The organism is Bradyrhizobium sp. ma5 (genome assembly GCF_042258955.1).
GTDB lineage: Bacteria > Pseudomonadota > Alphaproteobacteria > Rhizobiales > Xanthobacteraceae > Bradyrhizobium.
In genome coordinates this window covers 5,522,136-5,540,269 of sequence record NZ_CP170156.1, presented here as the reverse complement: position 1 = coordinate 5,540,269, position 18,134 = coordinate 5,522,136, and the positions used below count along the sequence as shown (strand labels likewise).

Sequence of the window (18,134 nt, the reverse complement as noted above, 5' to 3'; positions counted from 1 at the left end):
GTAGCTCACTCCTGCGAACGAGCGCAGGTAAGCGGAAGCAGCGGTATAGCAGGGGATTTGACGCCTGCAATCCGGCAATATCAAGAAAATGGGCCTTCGGTCGCGCCGATTCGAGAGAAGCTCGCCTGCACCCGGCGGCACCAAGCGTTGCGACGCTGCCGATCATCGTTTAACGTCGAATGTCCACTTTCCCGCCATCGCGCTCCGCAAGGTTCATGTTTTCCCGTCTCCTGCTTTTCGTGGCGTTGCTTGTGATCCCGGGCATCTTGCGGGCGGAAGAAGCACCGGTCGAGAAGGCCGGGTTTGCGAAAAGGCTGACCATCTACCTCGCCAAGGGACCGGCGAATGCCTGCGGCGCCGGTTGCGATCGCTGGATCGCGATCGAAGGCGAGATCGACCGGAATGCCGCGTCGCGGATTCGCAGCTTCCTGCTTGCCGTCAAGGACCCGCAGCTTCCGATCTACCTCCATTCGCCGGGCGGAAACGTCGAGCAGTCCTATGCGATCGCGCGGTTCCTGCGCGCGCACAAGGCGATTGCCCGGGTCGGCCGCACCAGCGTGGGCGCCTGTTCCGCGGGCACGCAGATCGACGCCGCCTGCCTGAAGATCAAGGCTGCGAAGGGAGAGGTCGGGGCCGATCTCACCACGCGTAACGCGATGTGCGTTTCGGCCTGCGCCTATCTGTTCCTGGGCGCGACCAACCGCGAAGTGGCGCCCGACTCGGTGCTCGCGGTGCATAACTCCAAGCTGATGTTCGTGGTCCACGGCCATCCGCCGCCGCAGGTCATCGCCGACTTCAGGCGGCGCGAGATGGTCAGTGCCGATCGTGACCGCAACCTGTTCCTCGCGGCGATGGGAATCAGCCATGAGCTCAGCGAGCTGATCCGGACCGTGAAGTTCGAGAGCCTGCACGTGCTGACGCGGCCGGAGCTCTATCGATTTGGAATCGATACGCGGCCGTTGCCGGAGACGCTGTGGGCGGTGGAGAAGGAAACCCGGCCCTATGTCCGCAAGATCGCGCAGCAGAAGAAGGGCGACGGCAGCTCGTTCCGCATGATGGAGTGGCGCCTGTTCTGCGAGAACAGGGATCGCGGGCGGCTGATGTTCGTGCGCGAGTTCGACGAGGGCGCAGCCGGCAAGAGCACAGTGGTGATGATGGCCGGAGCCACCAGGGCGATCGCGTTCGGCAGGTTGCCCGCGCGGTTCGGCAAATACGAGGTCTGGAGCGACCCGGTGACCTCGGACATCGTCAAGGCGATGCTGGCGGTCCCGCATCTGCAGATCGGCGAAAGCACGCCGTCATCGGACGGCAAGTCCGATCCCAAAGCCGATCTCAAGCCTGACTTCGCGACATTCGATATCGATACGACCGGGCTGGAGCAGGGCTGGACGCAGCTATCGGCATCGTGTCCGGCAACAAGCGCCGGCCCGAAGCCTGCGAGCCCGCTGCCGGCCGCTGCGTCGCCGAGCGTCAACGCGGCGCCGGCCGCATCGCCATCGCCGTGAGCGCAAGCGGCGCCATCCGATCACGTGCTATGCATTTAGATGCAGTTGCATTGACTTCGGAGTCTGCTATCAACGCGGCGTGAAACGCTTCGCTCCCAGCGCATTGATGCTCGGCAACATCGTCACCGGCTGCTCGGTACTGGCGCCGGCCGGCATGCTGGTGGAGTTGTCGAACGGGCTCGGCGTCACGATCCACGCCGCCGGTCTGTTGATCACCTTCGGCGCCATCGTGCTGTGCGTCGGCTCGCCGGTGACGGCGTGGCTGACCAGCCGGTTCGAACGGCGCGCGCTGCTGACGGCGACGCTGCTGGTGCTGACGCTGACCAACGCGGCATCGGCCTTCTCGCCGGACTACGACAGTCTGTTGATCATCCGCCTGGTGATGCTCGCGGTCGGTGTCCTCTACACGCCGCAGGCGGCCGGTACCGCGGCGCTGATCGTGCCGGTGGAGAAGCGCGGCAGCACGATCGCCTATATTTTCCTCGGATGGTCGCTCGCCGCTGCGATCGGGCTGCCGTTGATCACCTTCATCGCAAGCCGCTACGGCTTTCGCGTGACCTATGGCGCGATCGCGCTGACCGGGCTCGCAAGCTGCCTGCTGCTGTGGTGGCGGCTGCCCGGCGGATTGCATGGCGCGCCGGTCGACTTGAGGACGTGGGCCGATCTCGGCCGCAATCCGACCGTCATCCTGCTGCTGTCGATCACGACGTTGCAGATGTCCGGCCAGTTCGTGGTGTTCACCTTCATGGGGCCGCTGCTCGGCAAATTGACCGGCGCCAACGCGGACGCCGTCGGCATCGTGTTCGCGCTCTATGGCATCTTCGGGTTCGTCGGTATTGCGATCGCGACTCGCATCGTGGATTCCTGGGGCGCCTGGAAGACGTCGGTGCTGTTCACCGTGTTGCTGCTCGCAGGCGTTGCCGGCTGGGCCCTGAGCGCCGGCGCCTATTCATTGATGGCGGCCTCGGTTGCGGTGTGGGGCCTCGGCTTTGCGTCGACCAATTCGATGCAGCAGGTGCGCCTGGTCGGCGCGGCGCCGACGCTCGCGTCGGCGTCGGTCTCGCTCAATACCTCGGTGCTGTATATCGGCCAGGCCATCGGCTCTGCGATCGGCGGGTTGCTGTTCGCGCGCGAATGGCTGTTTAGCGCGGGCTACGTCGCCACCGCCTTCGTCGCGGCGGCCCTTGCGGTCGTGGTCATGACGCGGCCGCGGCCGGCCGCGCGCGCTGCCGCCGAGTGAGTCAATCGGCGATCCGGGTCAGGAACGCCTTGAAGCTCACGCCCGGCAGCTGCAGTGCCTCACCCTCGAAATCGACCATGTCGCCGTTCGCGGTGCCCTTCAGCATCAGCGTGATCATGTCGGCCCCGAACAGCGGCCGGAAGGCAGGATCGGGATTGTGCCGCTGAGTCGAGACCTTGACGTGAATGCCGTCACCGCGGTCGGTGTAGTTGCCGACGAAGGCAAAGGCCGAGTTGCCGCCGCGCAGCTTGCCGCTGGTCGCGTAGAGCACACCGGTGCCGGTGCCGTGAACGGTATGAAATTCGAGCTTGTACAAGCCTTCCTGCAATGCCCATCTCCAAAAAATCTTTGTCTCAATGGCTGCAGCCTAAGGTGCAAGCGGAAGGCAGACAATGGCGAGCGCCGCCGATCGCCCGGTCGTCAACACCGCAATGCCTGCGGAACCGGGCGGAAGGTTCGCGCGCGATCGCCGGCCGGGCGGAGTTGGCAGGCCGGGCCACGGGTGCTGCGATGATCACGATCGCAATTTGCTACCTTTGATTGACGGGCACTGACCCCTATGCGAAACTGCTGGCGAAGATGTTTGCTCGGTCAGGGGTTACGATCGTGCATGTTGTTCTTTGCATCATATTGATTGTCTTTTTCATTACTTTTGACGGTTCGGCGGGCACCGCAAAGGCGGCCGAGACCCTGAAGGAGTGTTGGGTCTGTCCCACCATGGTCGTGCTGCCCCGTGGCAGTTTCCTGATGGGAACGAAGGAACCGGAGAGCAAAACGTCGGCAGGCAGCGACGCGGCCAATCGCCAGGACAAGAACGATGAGTTGCCCGACGAACACGGCGGGGATGAGCAGCCTCAGCACAAGGTGGAGTTCAAGAGGCCGTTCGCGATCGGACAATACGCGGTCACGCGCGGCGAGTTCGGTGCCTTTGTCAATGAAACCGGCTACCACCCTGCAGAATGCGCCAGTTTCAGCAGCGAGGACGTGCACAAGATCGACGTGTCCGGCATCAACTGGCGCAACCCGGGGTTCGCACAGACTGATCGCGATCCGGCGGTATGCGTGTCCTACGGTGACGCAAAGAAATATGCCGCATGGCTGAGCACGAAGACGGGCAAGCCGTACCGGCTGCCGACCGAGGCTGAATGGGAATATGCAGCCCGGGCCGGCACCAAGGCCCCACGCTATTGGGCCGGCAAACCGGCTGACGTCTGTGGTCACGCCAATGTCCTGGACCGGAGCGCGGCAAAACAATTCAAGGGGACAGGGGATTACGACGAGGTTTTCGTCGGATGCTCGGACGGTCACATCTTTACAGCGCCGTCCGGCTCATACCCACCGAATGCGTTCGGTCTCTACGACATGCTCGGGAATGTCTGGCAGTGGGTCGAGGATTGCTACATCGGGAGCTACGATAACGCGCCGGCCGACGGCAGGGCGGTGAAAACGGACAAGCGCGATGGTGGTTGCGAGCAGCGCGTCTTGCGCGGCGGTTCGTGGGCGTCCAACACGAGCAAGGCCCGCTCGGCCTACCGTCACGCCGACCGATTGCCGAACATCTATTACGGATTCCGGGTGGCCAGGCCGCTCTGAAATTTGTCGGAGCGGACCGGCGGGCGTTGTCTCCGTCGAGAAGTCGATTTGAACCGGCGCGGCTGATCCGCGAGAGCAGTGAACGCAATGCGATGAAGGAGACGATCGTTTCCAGGAACCGAAAAATGCGGCAGCGTGCCGGCCGGCGGAGGCTGGAATGCGCAAGCTGAGGATCTTCGTGAGCTACTCTCACGCCGATGCCAGGGCGCGTCCCGGATTCAACATCAGCCGGCTCGGCCGGATCATGGAAGAGCTCAAATACGACCTCGGCTGCCACTCCGAGCGCTCGCGGTTCGAGGTCTTGCGCGATGTCGAGATGACCCATGTGTCGGACAATTTCCGGGTGGAGATCGAGAGGGCCATCACCGCCTGTGACGTCGCGATCCTGTTTATCTCGGAGGAATTCAGCCGCTCCGAGGAGTGCGAGGCCGAATTCGCCCGACTGATCGATCTGGGAAAGCCGCTGTTTCTGGTGGAAATCGAGCCGATCCTGCTCAGCGACGAGGAAGACCGCATCAAGAAACATCGAAAGGCGGTCAAGGACATCATCTTCGTCAGGTTTTGGGGCCCGGACAACAATCAGAAATCGGTGCGATACGGCTATCCGTTGCCGGACAATGTCGCCACCAGGGATAAATACGACGAAGCGCTGGGGCAGGTCGTGGCAGGCCTCAAGGCGCGGGTCCTGATCCTGCCGCAGGCCGGCAATGGCCAGGAGGTCCGAACCAGCGACCAGCCGGTTCAGAACCGCGTGGCGGTGTTCGTTGCGTCCCCGGCAGCCGACGTCAAACCGGAAGCACAGCGGCTGGCGACCACGATGGAAGCCAAGAAACTCGTCGTTCGCGCATTCGATCCGGAACTGGACGTTCGCGCCGACGATGCGTTCTCCAGCGCGTTCTCGCGTGCGCTCGCCCAATGCGACGCTTACGTGCAACTGCTCGGGGCCAGTCCGGGAAAACCCGTAACCGGATCCGAGCTGCGGCTGGTGCGCGCCCAGTACGACCTGGCGAGGCAGGCCGGCAAGCCCATGTTCGTCTGGCGGGCAGCCGGCTTTGACGTCGACGATCTGGAGGCGCCTTACTGCGCCTTTCTCAAGGGCATCACGGATTGCCAGATCGGCAACTTCGTCGAGTTCGAGGACTATCTGATGAAGAAGCTCGACGACCTTGCCGCGCTGCGGCGCTCCGGCGAGCGACGGGCGGCAAAATCGCAGGGAAGGAACACGGCGCTGCCATTTGTCGTGATCGACGCGGCGCGGCCCGACAGCGAGCTCGCGCAGAAGATCGCGGACGCTCTGGCGGACCACGTCAATGTCGATCATCTCGACTACGATCTGACCGGACAGATGCTGACGAACGCGGTCGCCGACAACAATGCCCTGATCTTCGCCTACGGCAAGAGCACCGAGGGACAGAAGCGGACGCAGGCGCATTTCAGGCTCATTCGGCGTCCGACCGGAGAGCTCAACGTCAGCCAGCTCGAACTTGCGGTGGGAAATGGCGCGCCGCCGACCGCGCTGCCGTTTCCGCGCGGTCCGAACGTCCATGTGATCACGGTGACCGACGAAGTCGACCCGGCCGAGATTTCGAACTTCCTAGCGAAGCTCGGCGTCGTCGTCGAAAAGCGCGAGGCGCGATAACGTGGAACCGGGCGACACCAGCAGTCTCGAGCCTTATCCGGGATTGCGGCCGTTCCGGAAGGACGAGAGCGATATTTTCTTCGGTCGCGACGATCACATCAGCGAAATGATCGTCAAGCTTTCGAAAAGCCATTTCCTTTGCATCACGGGGTCCTCCGGTTGCGGCAAGTCGTCGTTGGCGCGCACCGGGCTGATGAACCATCTGGAGGCCGGCTTCCTGCCCGGACAGGGATCGGACTGGATTTTCTGCGACCTGCATCCCGGCGACCACCCGGTCGACAATCTGTTTCGCGGCATAGCCGATGCGATCGTCAGCGAAGTGCAGAAGGATGCCGAGGGCAGGGCGGAGGAACGCTCGGCGCAGATCCGGGAGTTTCTCAAGGACTATGTCATCACCCAGCGTCGCACCAGCGACCTGAACACGGTGCTGGACCTCGTGGCCGGGATCGGCACCCGGCCGATCATGATCCTCGTCGATCAGTTCGAGGAGCTGTTCCGCTATGCGCAATCGGACTCCGAAGCGGCGGTCAACCTGGTGGAGATATTGCTGAAGACCGCCGCGGCAAACGGCAAGATCTACATCGTCGTCACCATCCGCACGGATGAGCTGGAGAAGTGTTCGCGCTATCCCGGACTGGCGCACCTGATCAACGACAGCCAGTTTCTTACGCCCGTGCTCGATCGCTACCAGATCCAGCAGGCGATCGAAGGCCCGATCACGCTGTGGGGCGGGCAGATCCTGCCGGACCTTTCCACCTGGTTGCTGAATTGCCTGGAGGACGAACTCGACAAGCTTCCGCTGATGCAGCACGCGTTGCGGCTGCTCTACGCAGCGAAGACGTCGGCTGACGGCCGCAAGGAAGTCACCATCGGACTTGCGGACTTCACCCGCGTCTTCGGGCTTCCCGAGAAGCTCGACCTGACCTCGGGGGAGGGACGGCTCGCGTTGCGGCAGACATTATCGGATCGGCTGACGCAGCGTTACGCCAAGCTGCCGAGCCACCTGAAGCCGGCGGCAAGGCTGACGTTCTGTGCCCTGACGGCGGTCGACAGCCGGAATCGCGATATCCGCCAGCCGCAAAAGCTTGGCACGCTCGCAAAGATCATCGGTGCGTCGGAGGAGGATACCCGCGCCGTCGTTCGTGCGTTCGTCACCCGCGAGGAAGCCTATCTTCGCTATGATCCTCATCTGGCCAGGGACGACACGGTCGACGTCACGCATGAGTGCATCCTGCGTCTGTGGCAGCCATTGCAGGCGGAATGGATGGCTGACGAGAAGCGATCCGGCGAGAACATCGTTTCGCTCGCCCGTCTGGCGCGGGACTGGAAGGGCGGGTCGGAGAAGCGATCGATCTTCGACCGCCTGTTCGCCGGTATAGCCCTGAAATGGGTCGCTCGCGACCAGTACCAGTCGTGGTTCGACAAGGCCCGCCCGAGTTCGGATTGGGCGGCGCGCTATCTCTCCAACGTTGATTGGCCGGCTCAACCCGATAGCGGCGCGCGGAGGGCGACGGCCGATGCGATCTTCAGGTCCATCGTCGCGCTGCTGGACGCCTCAAGACGGCAGCAGTGGTTGTTCGTGGTGGCCTCGATCGTCCTTGCCGTTGGCCTGATCGCAACCGTTTCGATGGTGTCGATCTATTTTGCGAATTCGAAGGCCCTCCAGGCGCGGCGGCTGGATGATTTGATAACCATCTCCGGTCTCCACGCCGAACAGACCCGCGTATCCCAGGTGGAATCGGCGCTGGAGGCGATGAATGAAGGGCTGGCCAATTTCGGGGCGGTATGGGCCAAATTGCAGCAAGTGAATGAACTCTATCGCTTCAATGCCAAGGAGGAGATTCACGCCGCCGATTTCGTATCCAACGGCAAATCGGTGCTGGCGATCGACAAGGCGGGGATACTGCACCAATGGGCCATCGCCACGGCGCGCAACGTGGTGCGGGAGGTTGATTTCGGTCTGCGGGACCCGAACGGCGACCGCGCGGAAGGTCGCTCGCTCATCGTGTCGCCTGTCGGGGATGTCGCGGCGATCGGCTTCAACCAGGGCTCGGTAATCCTGCTGGACATGACGCGCCCCGAGAGCCGGTTCAAGGCGCTCCAGATCGATGGCGCCAACCCGCATGGCAGCGACAGCGTGTTCAAGGTCGCTTTCTCCATCGACGGCGCGTTGCTGGTGACGTCCTCGCGTGCGGGAAACATCGCGATCTGGGAGCGATCCTTGCCGGAGCCGTCCGGCGGCGCGCGCCGCGATCCGCTGCAATGGACATTGAAGGCCAACGTCAATCTGAGGAAAAGCCGGCCGCGCGCGGATATCTGGGCGGTCGATATCGATCGTGCCAAACAGATGATCGCGGTCGGGCTCCGCGACGGAGCCATTTGCCTCTTGCGCCTCGACGACCTGAGCCGCCCGTTTTGTCCTGATGTGCGCAGTGAGGGCGCCGTGAAGGCGGTCAGGTTCCTGCCGGACAGCCCGATGCTGGTATCTGCGGGCAACGATGCCAAGGTCTCGATATGGGAGATCGACGGATCGGCGCGGATCGCCAAGCCCTTGCCCTTTACGCTTGAGCACAACAACGCGATCTGGGACATCGATCTGAGCCGTGACGGCAGTCTGCTCGCGACTGCAGACTTCGACGGCTCCGTCCGGGTCTATCAGACCGGCTCCTGGCGCCTGCTCAGCACGGTCGCGGCGGACACCGTGGTATCGAGTCGCCGGCATCAGCCGGGAGATACGGTCGACAACGCACTCGCACTTCGCACGGTTCGGTTCGATCCCACGTCCACCATGCTCGTGACGTCGTCGCTCGACCACACCGCGCGGGTGTGGACGCCACTCACCGATCGAGCCGGTCTGCGTGAGCTGAGCTACCGGCTGCCTCCCGCGGAGAACAAACGTTTTCGCAGCATCTATTCGGTGGCCGTCAGTCCGACCGGCGACGAGGTTGCGTTCAGCGACCAGGCCGCGGTCTACATACAGTCCGTCGGGCAGATGCCGAAGGCGCTTCCGCTGGCGACCGGAAAGCCAGCTCCGGGATCGCCCTCGGGAAGCAATCAGCCGCAACGAACCTTCGGCCAGGTCCTGATGCGGACGCCAAACGAAATCGTCGCGAGCAATGTGGAGCCGATGCTCACGATCTGGACAAGGCCGGACAACGGCGAATGGGCGGTGCGAACGGTCGCTTTGCCGGGCGACACGATTCCGTCGGGGCGGGGCGCGACGATCAGTGCGTCCGGCGCTCTGCTGGCGGTCGAAGTCAGGGACGGGGACACCGCGAGCATCCTGCTATGTCCGTTGCGCGGAGGCGAACAATGGAGCTGTTCGCCGTCCGACAACTCGCAGGTCACGGTGCTTCCACTCAGCGCAAAGCTGCCGTCCAGCGCGAGCGATCAGGATTGCGCTTCCCGCGATTCGGAGATTCACACGGCACTCTCCAGGAGCGAGCGATTGCTCGCCGTCAGCGTCGGCAAATGCCCGATCCAGATCTTCAATCTTCGCAATCAGAATCAATCTCGCTCCTACAGCGGCCATCATGGCGACGTGAACACGCTTGATTTCTCCCCGGACGAGGCGTCACTGCTGGCCTCGTCGCAAGCAGCCGACGTCAGGATCTGGGACATTGGGAGCGGGACCTCAAAGAACATCAACTACCACGTGTCGCCGTTTGTCACTGCGGCGCGATACTCGCCGTCGGGCGCGTGGATCGCCAGCACCTCAAACGACAATTCGGTCATCGTGAGCTCGGCTGAAACCGGAAAGCGGCTGGTCATCCTGCCTTACCGCAACAGCCTGTTCGACCTCTCGATCGTCAAGACCGGACGCGGGACCTTGATGGTCACCGGGTCCGAGGCCGGCGACGTCAATGTTGGAAGGTTCTTCGAGGATGGAACTGGCGTCGGTGCATATGCGCAGTCGGTGCTGCGCGATGTTTCGCCGCAATAGCACGCTCGTCTTCTGCCGCCGAAGGCTCAATGCGCCTCGATCTGGCGCGCCAGCTCGTCATATTGGTCGGTGTCTCCGACACTCTGGTCATAGCAGGACGAGCTGATCACCGGTTCGCCCGCCTTGAGCAACTCCGTCACGGTGACGAAGTCGTAACCTTGCTTCCTCAAGCTCGAGATGATGTCCGGAAGCGCGTCGTCGGTGTACCAGCCCCGTCCGTTCGCATGAAACAGTACGATCGATCCCGGGTGCACGTTGTCCAGCACTCTCTTCGCCATGGCATCCGGGCGCTCTCTCCAGTCGGGATCGTCTGAGGACACATCCCACTGGATCGGCACCAGGCCCTGCTGGCTGACGGTCGCAAGGGCTCCGGAATCGCAGGCCCCGTACGGAAAGCGGAACAGGCGCATCGATTTCGGAGCGGTCTGACCGGTCATCGCTTCGCGCCCGGGCACGGCGCATTTGCGCTCTTCAAGCTCTCGACGCAGTTCGTCGTAGGCCTGATCGGCCTTCCTGATCTCGTCCGCCGCAGCCGGGCTGGACAGCAGGCGCAGATTGCGGTGCTCCCATGTATGATTGCCGATCTCGAAACGGGCGTCCGCGATCAGTTGCTGGGCACGAATCTTGTGCGTCATCATCCATTTGCCGCCCATGAAGAAGGTCGCCTTGACCGAATGTGCGCGCAGGATGTCGACGATCTTGCCCTGATAGCCTGCGACCTCATTGGGGCCCTCGCACAGGTCGAAGGTCAGTGCGATCAGCCTTTTGCCGGGTGGCAGTCGGACGCTGCGAACGGTGCCGGGCGTGCGCGGTCCGGCCGCCGTGGCGTCCACCATGGCAGACTGGGGAAGCGGGGGCTCGAGCTTCTCCTTCACGATGTTGTCCTCGCCGTCCCGGGCGGCCAGCTCCGTGGCGGCCCAGCACGCCTGCGGAGAGCGCGTCGAGACCTCGCCGTCTTCGGCGCGCAATGTTGGCGAGGCGACCAGAATGCAGGACGTCACCAGGCAAGTCGCGATCAAGCTCTTCGTGCACATGGCGTCGCGCATTCGAAACGATGTCCGGGCAATGAAGGCCTTGCGTGCAGCCGAGGCCGGCCGCGAGCAGAAACAGACGAATTCGTGATGGCTCGATCTGGATTTTAGAGCAACCTGCGGTATAAGCCAACACCAAATCACTCGTTGCCAGCGTGCGCGTGCGTGCGCTCCGGAGACCGGGCTGCAATGGAGACGAAATGAAAATATCGTTGTCCGTTGCGATGCTGGCACTGGCGCTTGTGCTGTTTGCGCCGGCGGCGCGCGCCGCCGACGTCACGGCGGATGACACCGCGCGCTTTCTCGCCGGACTGCAGCCGTCGGCCGGTTCGCCGCTGCTGCCGTTGACGACGAATCCCGCCTGGCAGCGCCACGCCAAGTTCTTCGACGCTGCGTTCGCCGAGCTCGAGCAGCAGCAATTGTCGAAGGTTCGTAACTGGTCCGCTGCCAACCTCGCCGCGCCAAAGTCGACCATGTTCTACATGTTCGCAGGCCCGGACTTCCTCTATGCCAATGCATTCCATTCCAGGGCGACGACCTATGTGCTCAGTGGGCTGGAACCGACCGGCGGGGTGTCCGATCTGACCGCGTTGCAGCCCGAGGCCGTCGCGGTCGCGCTTGACAATATCGAGCGTTCACTGTGGTCGCTGCTGAACTTCTCTTTCTTCAACACCAGGCAGATGAAGGCAGATCTCGATGTCAGCGAGGTCAACGGGACGTTACCGATCCTCTATGTGTTTCTCGCGCGATCCGGCATGACGATCCGCGACGTCAAGCCGGTGACGCTCGATGGCAATGGAGCGCTCTACGTCGGTGTGGACGTGTCGGCGTGGAGCAATGCGCGCGGCACCCGCATCGTATTTGCCGGCGCCGACGGCGTCGAGAAGATGCTGTATTATTTCTCGACCGATCTCTCCAATTCCGGCCTGAAGACCAGCGGCTTCCTGAAGTTCTGCGCAACGCTCGCGCCCGGTGACAGCCTGATCAAGAGTGCATCCTATCTCATGCACCTCCGCGATTTCTCGGCGGTGCGCAACTTCATCCTCGCCAACAGTGCCACCATCGTCCAGGACGATTCCGGGATCCCGCTGGCGCAATACGACCCGCGGAAATGGCGCTTCTTTCCGTTCGGTCGCTATCTTGGTCCGATCGAAAGGCTATTTCCCGGTCTCTATCAGCCGTCTTATGCCGAGCTGTTTGCGCGCGCCCGGCCGATCGATTTCGGCATCGGCTACCGCTGGCGGCCGAATGAATCGAACGTGCTGTTGTCGGTGAGATTGCCCAGCGAACGTACTGCGGCGGCAGAGGCGGGGCCCTCGTCCGCGACGCAGCCGGAGAGGACGCGCCCGCGCAAGCCTCGCGCGTCGTCACCGCCCAGCGGCTCTTGGCGTTAGAGTGTGGTCCGTCACCACTTCACGCTCTGGCTGGGCACGATGAATGCCGTCGTGCTCGGCTTGTTCGGACTGTGGGTGAAGTAACCGCAGGCGGCAACGATCACGACGAGCAGGGCAAGCACGGCCAGTAGATCAATCTGCCGGGGATCGTGACCGTTGTGGCTGAGTTTCCAGCGCATTGTTGTTTCCTCCCCGAGGGGATCCCATGCGGGCAACGACACAATACGCCAGGTATCGCCACAGTTCCGCCGGAACAGCTATGCGCGCCGCGCTTGGAAGCGCCGCAGCAATTGATCAGGCGTCGTTGACGCCGCGTCAACCCTCGTTGACGCCGCGCCAGCGACCGTAGCGCCAGGGCAGATACCAGTGTGCCCCAAGCGGCCTTGTCTGCGGGACATTATCGATGCCGGAGGTTCCCCAGGGCTGGCAGCGCAGCAATCTTGCCAGCGTCATCCATCCCCCGGCCCATAGTCCGAAGCGCTCGATCGCCTCATCGCCGTAGACCGAGCAGGTCGGCAAATGCCGGCAGTTGTAACCGACCAGCGGCGACAGCGTGTGCCGGTAGATCCAGATCAGGGCGCGCCCGAAATTGCGCGGCATGCGGCGCATGGTGCTGGCACAGTCCGTGCATCGCGGATGGTGTGTCATTGAATGATCGGTCGGTGACATACGCAAGTATGTACGTAATCTTGCGGGGGTTCCAAGCGAAGGAACTGTTCAATTGCAGATATTTACGCCACAGTTGGCCACTATCGCACAGCACCGGTGGCGCTGCAGCACGGGCTCTATGGACGGTCCAGGTCAGCAACGCTACCGTTCCCATTACGCGCCGATGACAGATTCGTGGCGCATTGCCATGGGGCCATTGCCACCGCTCGCATCACCACCGAGGGCTTGGGGGAAGGAACCAAATTGAGGCTCGCGAACTCGCTTTCGTTGCGCAGTTGGGTGCTCACCGGCGCCGTTGCCCTTTGCTTCGCGGTTTCCGGCACCGCCGCATGGGCGGGTAACTCCGCGCAGACCAGCTCGACCCTCGAAGAACGCAAGCTGCCGATGAAGTTCAGCTGGATCGCCTGTCAGCCGAATTGCCGCGGCTGGGTGTCGGCGGTCGGCATCATCACGGCCGACAGCCCCAAGGAATTCGACGAGTTCGCGCGCAGCCGCCAGCTCAACGGCGCCACCATCGTGCTCGACTCCAGCGGCGGCTCGGTCAACGACGCGATCGCGCTCGGCCGCCGCTTCCGCGGTCTCGGCGCGCTGACCACGGTCGGCACCAGCGTCGTCAATCAGGCCGCGCAGGGCGATCGCGCCAGCGTGCTGCCGGATGCCTATTGCGAGTCGATGTGCGTGTTCCTGCTGCTGTCGGGCAAGACGCGTTATGTGCCACCGGCCGCGCACATCCGGGTGCATCAGATCTGGATGGGCGACCGCGCCGATGACGCCAAGGCGGCGAGCTACACCGCGCAGGACCTGATGATCGTCGAGCGCGATATCGGCCGTCTTGCCAAATACACTTTCGATATGGGTGGCGCTGGTGAGCTGTTGTCGCTCGCACTCAGCGTACCGCCGTGGGAAGATTTGCACGAATTGTCGGCGGCCGAATTGCGGCTAACCAATCTCGTCACCACGGATGCAGTCGCCGACGTGCTGCCGCGGCAGGACAACGCAATTCCAGTCGCCGAGGCGAAGCCGAAGAACGGCGATCGCTTCGCGAGCAGCGCGATGGAAGGTGAGGCGCTGCCGCAGGCGGCGAAGGCGACCAAGACTGCCGAGGCCGTGGTGCCGACCGGCGGCACCGCGGCGCCGGCGCCGGTCCAGCCTTCGCAGTAGTCTAGGTTGGCAGTAAGGTTCAGGCTGGCGGCGGGGCTTACGCCGGCTGCTTTGCCTTGGCCTCGATCTGGCCGATCGCATCGACCACGGCGTCGAAGGTCAGTAGCGTCGAGGCATGGCGGGCTTTGTAGTCGCGCACCGGCTCGAGCAGCGCGATGTCGGCCCATTTGCCGCCCTGCGGAGGCTGGCCATTTTCCTTCAGCATCTTGCGGACGGTCTCGCGCAATTCGCGCAGTTCGTCGGCGGTCGACCCCACCACATGGCTCGCCATGATCGAGGAGGAAGCCTGGCCGAGCGCGCAGGCCTTCACGTCATGGGCGAAGTCCGTCACGACCGGGCCGTCCATCTTGAGGTCGACTTTCACGGTCGAACCGCACAATTTCGAGTGGGCCGTGGCAGTGGCGTCCGGCTCGGCCAGCCGTCCGAGGCGCGGAATATTGCCGGCCAACTCAATGATCCGCTTGTTATAAATGTCGTTCAGCATGGGGGCAGATGCCTGGTTCCGTCGGTGCCGGGCGCTCTTGGCGGCTGGGTCTCACCGTCCTATATATGAACGGCATCGTCCGAAACATAGCCCGGCTATGCTTCCACCGCGGGCCACTTGCGCCGCGGCGGTGCTACAAAGATGGGACTCAGGCGCCCGGCGGTTCGACGATCCGCCCCGTCTGCCCGGTGACACATCCGGCCCAAAGGCGAATGCCTGGCCGGTCGAACGGAGAAGACATGGACGCCTTGATCAAACCGATTCGCCCCAACAAGCCGGCCGATGCGAAGGCCAGCGAGCTCGACCCTGCAGAATTCCTAGCGGCGGCCGTCCGTGCCGACCAGCCGCGCCCGTCGCGGGCGGAGGCCGAGGACGCCGTGAAGACGCTGCTCGCCTATATCGGCGAGAACACCGGCCGCGAGGGCCTGCTCGACACGCCGCGCCGCGTCGTCGAGGCCTATGACGAGCTCTATCAGGGCTATCATCAGTGCCCGGCCGAAGTGCTCAACCGCACCTTCGGCGAGACCGCCGGCTACGACGATTTCGTCCTGGTCCGCGACATCGAATTCACCTCGCAGTGCGAGCATCACATGATGCCGTTCTACGGTAAGGCGCATATCGCCTACACGCCGGTCGAGCGCGTCGTGGGCCTCTCCAAGCTGGCGCGGCTGACCGACATCTTCGCCCGCCGCCTGCAGACCCAGGAGCATCTTACCGCGCAGGTCGCGGCCGCGATTGACGAGGTGCTGAAGCCCCGTGGCGTTGCCGTGCTGATCGAGGCGGAGCATACCTGCATGTCGGTGCGCGGCGTCGCCAAGCATGGCGCCTCGACCTTCACCAGCCGCTTCACCGGCATGTTCCGCGACAATCCAGCGGAGCAGCAACGCTTCCTGTCCCTGGTGCGAGGACCGAGCCGGTAACCTCGCATTTTCTTTAAGCGAGGTTTTCCGTGTCCGCATCGACCCACGATCACGACCGCGAAGAAGGGCTGGCCTTCCAGCCCAAATTCGACGCGACAGGTCTTGTGACCTGCGTCGCGACCGATGCCGCGACCGGCGACGTGCTGATGGTCGCGCATATGAACGACGAAGCCCTGCGCAAGACGATCGCGACCGGCGAGGGCTGGTACTTCAGCCGCTCGCGCAATGCGCTGTGGCGCAAGGGCGAGAGCTCAGGCCAGACCCAGCGCGTAATCGAGATCCGGATGGATTGCGATCAGGACGCGGTGTGGATCAAGGTCGAGCAGATCGGCGCGGCCTGCCACACCGGGCGGCGTTCCTGCTTCTATCGCGCGGTGAAGGACGAGGGCGGCAATGTCAGCCTGTTGTTCGTCGACGCCGGGCGGCTGTTCGATCCGGCACAGGTCTATCGCAAATAGATCATTGATCTGAATCAAGTACAACGCGCCGAAGTCGTGTACTTCGTGGCCTCCTGTTACGCCATGCGCAAGCCGTTGCGCATCGTCGTCACCGGGGGTGAACTGTGGCGCATCGCCTGATACCGCTTCTTGGGTTTCTTGCCTGGGCTGTGTGGCCGATCGGCGCAGCGCAATCGCAAACGACCGAGCGTGCGCCCGATACGATGGCCGCGCGCGTCCTCGCCTGCGCGCCTTGTCACGGCGCCAAAGGCGAGGGCACCAGCGACGTCTATTTTCCGCGCCTTGCCGGCAAGCCGGCCGGCTACCTCTACAACCAGCTGATCGCGTTCAGGGATGGCCGGCGGAAATATCCGCCGATGAACTACCTGCTGGAATTTCAGACCGACGACTACCTGAAGAAGATCGCCGAGTATTTCGCGTCGCTCCGGCCGGCATTTCCGCCGCCGGTCCCGCCGGTCGACAGCAAGGAGATCCTGGCGCGCGGCGAAGCGATCGTGAAGAACGGCGATCCGCAGCACGGCATTCCGCCCTGTTCGGCCTGTCATGGTCCGGCTCTGGGCGGCATGGAGCCCGGCATTCCCGGCCTGCTTGGCCTGCGCGCGGCCTATATCAGCGGACAACTCGGCGGCTGGCGCTACGGCACGCGGACCGCGCTCGCCCCCGATTGCATGCAGGTCGTCGCGGGCCTGCTGACGGAGGACGACGTGAAGGCCGTGGCTGCCTATTTGTCGTCGCGCCCGGCGCCGGCTGATCCGTCCTTCGCGCCGCGAGGCAGCCTGCCGATGCCGCTGGAATGCGGCAGCGAACCGCACTGAAGGGATGGTGCAGATGTCGCGAACCTCGACAGGACTGCTGGTCGGATTGATGCTCGCATTCGCGCCGGTTGCCGCTCTCGCGCAGCAGAAGGCGGCCGATCCTGCCGTCATCGCCAAGGGCGAGTATCTTGCGCGCGCTGGCGATTGCATCGCCTGCCACACGGCGCGCGAAGGCAAGACCTTCGCCGGCGGCCTTCCGATGAAGACGCCGTTCGGCACGCTCTACACGTCGAACATCACGCCCGATCCGCAGACCGGGATCGGCACGTGGACGTCGGATCAGTTCTACCAGATGATGCACAATGGCCGCTTCCCCGATGGCGGCCTGGTCTATCCGGCGATGCCGTTCGCCTCCTACACCCAGGTGACGCGCGAGGACAGCGACGCGATCTACGCCTATTTGCGCACCGTGCCGCCGGTTAGGCAGCTCAACAAGCCGCACGAGCTGACATTCCCGTTCAACAACCGCTCGCTGATTCTCGGCTGGCGCACGCTGTTCTTCAGGGAAGGCGAGTTCAAGCCGGATCCGGGCAAGTCCGCCGAGTGGAACCGGGGCGCCTATCTGGTCGAAGGGCTCGGCCATTGCGGCATGTGCCATACCCCGATCAACGCGCTCGGCGGCAGCTCGCAGTCGCAGGCCTTCGAGGGCGGCCTGATCCCGATGCAGAACTGGTACGCGCCCTCCTTGACCTCGAACAAGGAGACGGGCCTCGGCGATTGGACGATCGAGGAGATCGTCGACTATCTGCGCAAGGGCGTCTCCGCCAAGGGCGCCGTGTACGGGCCGATGGCCGAGGTCGTCTACAACAGCCTGCAATATCTCAATGACGACGACGTGCGCGCGATGGCGGTCTATCTGAAGGGCCTTGCGCAGCGCGGCTCGCCTGAGAAGCCGTCGACGCCGCTGCCGTCGGCCGAGAGCAGCCTGCTGCTCTCCTTCGGCAAGCCGATCTATGACCGTGAGTGCGCGAGCTGCCATGGCGCGACCGGGCAGGGCATGCCGCCGGACTATCCGCCGCTCGCCGGCAACCAGTCGATCCAGATGGTTTCCGCCGTCAACCCCATCCGCATGGTGCTCAATGGCGGCTATCCGCCGGGCACATCAGGCAATCCGATGCCCCACGGCATGCCGCCATTCGCGCAGAAGCTGTCGGACGACGAGGTCGCGGCTGTTGTGACCTACATTCGAACGGCGTGGGGCAACCGCGGCGAGCCGGTGTCGGCGCGGCAGGCCAACGAATTGCGTGCAGCAACGCTGAACTAAAGCATGATCCGGAAAAGT

16 protein-coding genes are annotated in these 18,134 nt (G+C 63.7%); 11 read left to right on the top strand and 5 right to left on the bottom strand.

Features of this window, described 5'->3' with window-relative positions:
* Positions 1–215: 215 nt before the first annotated feature.
* Both ACE103_RS25920 and ACE103_RS25915 read left to right on the top strand, forming a co-directional pair.
* Positions 216–1,505 (top strand): ATP-dependent Clp protease proteolytic subunit, encoded by a 1,290-nt coding sequence (locus ACE103_RS25920; RefSeq protein WP_375775402.1) that lies wholly within the window; start codon positions 216–218, stop codon positions 1,503–1,505.
* A gap of 106 nt (positions 1,506–1,611) precedes the next feature.
* Positions 1,612–2,745 (top strand): MFS transporter, encoded by a 1,134-nt coding sequence (locus ACE103_RS25915; RefSeq protein WP_375781180.1) that lies wholly within the window; start codon positions 1,612–1,614, stop codon positions 2,743–2,745.
* A 1-nt stretch (position 2,746) separates the two neighbouring features.
* Here the strand turns inward: ACE103_RS25915 and ACE103_RS25910 are convergent, their stop codons facing one another.
* On the bottom strand, positions 2,747–3,073 hold the full coding sequence (locus ACE103_RS25910; protein WP_223976486.1) for a GrlR family regulatory protein: 327 nt from the start codon (positions 3,071–3,073) through the stop codon (positions 2,747–2,749).
* 212 nt (positions 3,074–3,285) lie between these two features.
* On the opposite strand from ACE103_RS25910, the gene ACE103_RS25905 reads away from it, so the two are divergent.
* The 3 genes from ACE103_RS25905 (at position 3,286) to ACE103_RS25895 (ending at position 9,920) form a co-directional block, all read left to right on the top strand.
* Complete coding sequence (locus tag ACE103_RS25905) at positions 3,286–4,338, top strand: formylglycine-generating enzyme family protein (protein ID WP_375775401.1); 1,053 nt, start codon at positions 3,286–3,288, stop codon at positions 4,336–4,338.
* Positions 4,339–4,495: 157 nt separating this feature from the next.
* Entirely contained in the window at positions 4,496–5,977 is a 1,482-nt protein-coding gene (locus ACE103_RS25900; RefSeq protein WP_375775400.1) for a toll/interleukin-1 receptor domain-containing protein, read from the top strand.
* Position 5,978: 1 nt separating this feature from the next.
* A complete protein-coding gene (locus ACE103_RS25895) occupies positions 5,979–9,920 on the top strand; it encodes a hypothetical protein (RefSeq protein ID WP_375775399.1) in 3,942 nt (1,313 codons plus the stop codon).
* Positions 9,921–9,946: 26 nt separating this feature from the next.
* Here ACE103_RS25895 and ACE103_RS25890 read toward each other — a convergent pair whose 3' ends face one another.
* Entirely contained in the window at positions 9,947–10,966 is a 1,020-nt protein-coding gene (locus ACE103_RS25890; RefSeq protein ID WP_375775398.1) for a polysaccharide deacetylase family protein, read from the bottom strand.
* A 185-nt stretch (positions 10,967–11,151) separates the two neighbouring features.
* Here ACE103_RS25890 and ACE103_RS25885 point away from each other — a divergent pair, with 185 nt between their 5' ends.
* Entirely contained in the window at positions 11,152–12,345 is a 1,194-nt protein-coding gene (locus ACE103_RS25885) for a hypothetical protein (protein ID WP_375775397.1), read from the top strand.
* An 11-nt stretch (positions 12,346–12,356) separates the two neighbouring features.
* Here the strand turns inward: ACE103_RS25885 and ACE103_RS25880 are convergent, their stop codons facing one another.
* Both ACE103_RS25880 and yidD read right to left on the bottom strand, forming a co-directional pair.
* Entirely contained in the window at positions 12,357–12,524 is a 168-nt protein-coding gene (locus ACE103_RS25880) for a hypothetical protein (protein WP_223976497.1), read from the bottom strand.
* A gap of 136 nt (positions 12,525–12,660) precedes the next feature.
* The gene (gene yidD / locus ACE103_RS25875; protein ID WP_375775396.1) at positions 12,661–12,993 is read right to left on the bottom strand and encodes a membrane protein insertion efficiency factor YidD; all 333 of its coding nucleotides are present in this window, start codon (positions 12,991–12,993) and stop codon (positions 12,661–12,663) included.
* Positions 12,994–13,257: 264 nt separating this feature from the next.
* Here yidD and ACE103_RS25870 point away from each other — a divergent pair, with 264 nt between their 5' ends.
* The gene (locus tag ACE103_RS25870; protein ID WP_375775395.1) at positions 13,258–14,175 is read left to right on the top strand and encodes a hypothetical protein; all 918 of its coding nucleotides are present in this window, start codon (positions 13,258–13,260) and stop codon (positions 14,173–14,175) included.
* Between the two features lie 37 nt (positions 14,176–14,212).
* Here the strand turns inward: ACE103_RS25870 and ACE103_RS25865 are convergent, their stop codons facing one another.
* Entirely contained in the window at positions 14,213–14,659 is a 447-nt protein-coding gene (locus tag ACE103_RS25865) for an iron-sulfur cluster assembly scaffold protein (protein WP_375775394.1), read from the bottom strand.
* Positions 14,660–14,898: 239 nt separating this feature from the next.
* Between ACE103_RS25865 and folE the strand changes: the two genes are divergently transcribed.
* The 4 genes from folE (at position 14,899) to ACE103_RS25845 (ending at position 18,116) form a co-directional block, all read left to right on the top strand.
* Complete coding sequence (folE, locus tag ACE103_RS25860; RefSeq protein WP_223976503.1) at positions 14,899–15,579, top strand: GTP cyclohydrolase I FolE; 681 nt, start codon at positions 14,899–14,901, stop codon at positions 15,577–15,579.
* 29 nt (positions 15,580–15,608) lie between these two features.
* Complete coding sequence (gene hisI / locus ACE103_RS25855; protein ID WP_375775393.1) at positions 15,609–16,037, top strand: phosphoribosyl-AMP cyclohydrolase; 429 nt, start codon at positions 15,609–15,611, stop codon at positions 16,035–16,037.
* A 203-nt stretch (positions 16,038–16,240) separates the two neighbouring features.
* Positions 16,241–16,852, top strand: coding sequence for a c-type cytochrome (locus ACE103_RS25850; RefSeq protein ID WP_375775392.1), 612 nt, complete (start codon positions 16,241–16,243; stop codon positions 16,850–16,852).
* Positions 16,853–16,901: 49 nt separating this feature from the next.
* On the top strand, positions 16,902–18,116 hold the full coding sequence (locus tag ACE103_RS25845) for a c-type cytochrome (protein WP_375781179.1): 1,215 nt from the start codon (positions 16,902–16,904) through the stop codon (positions 18,114–18,116).
* Positions 18,117–18,134 lie beyond the last annotated feature (18 nt).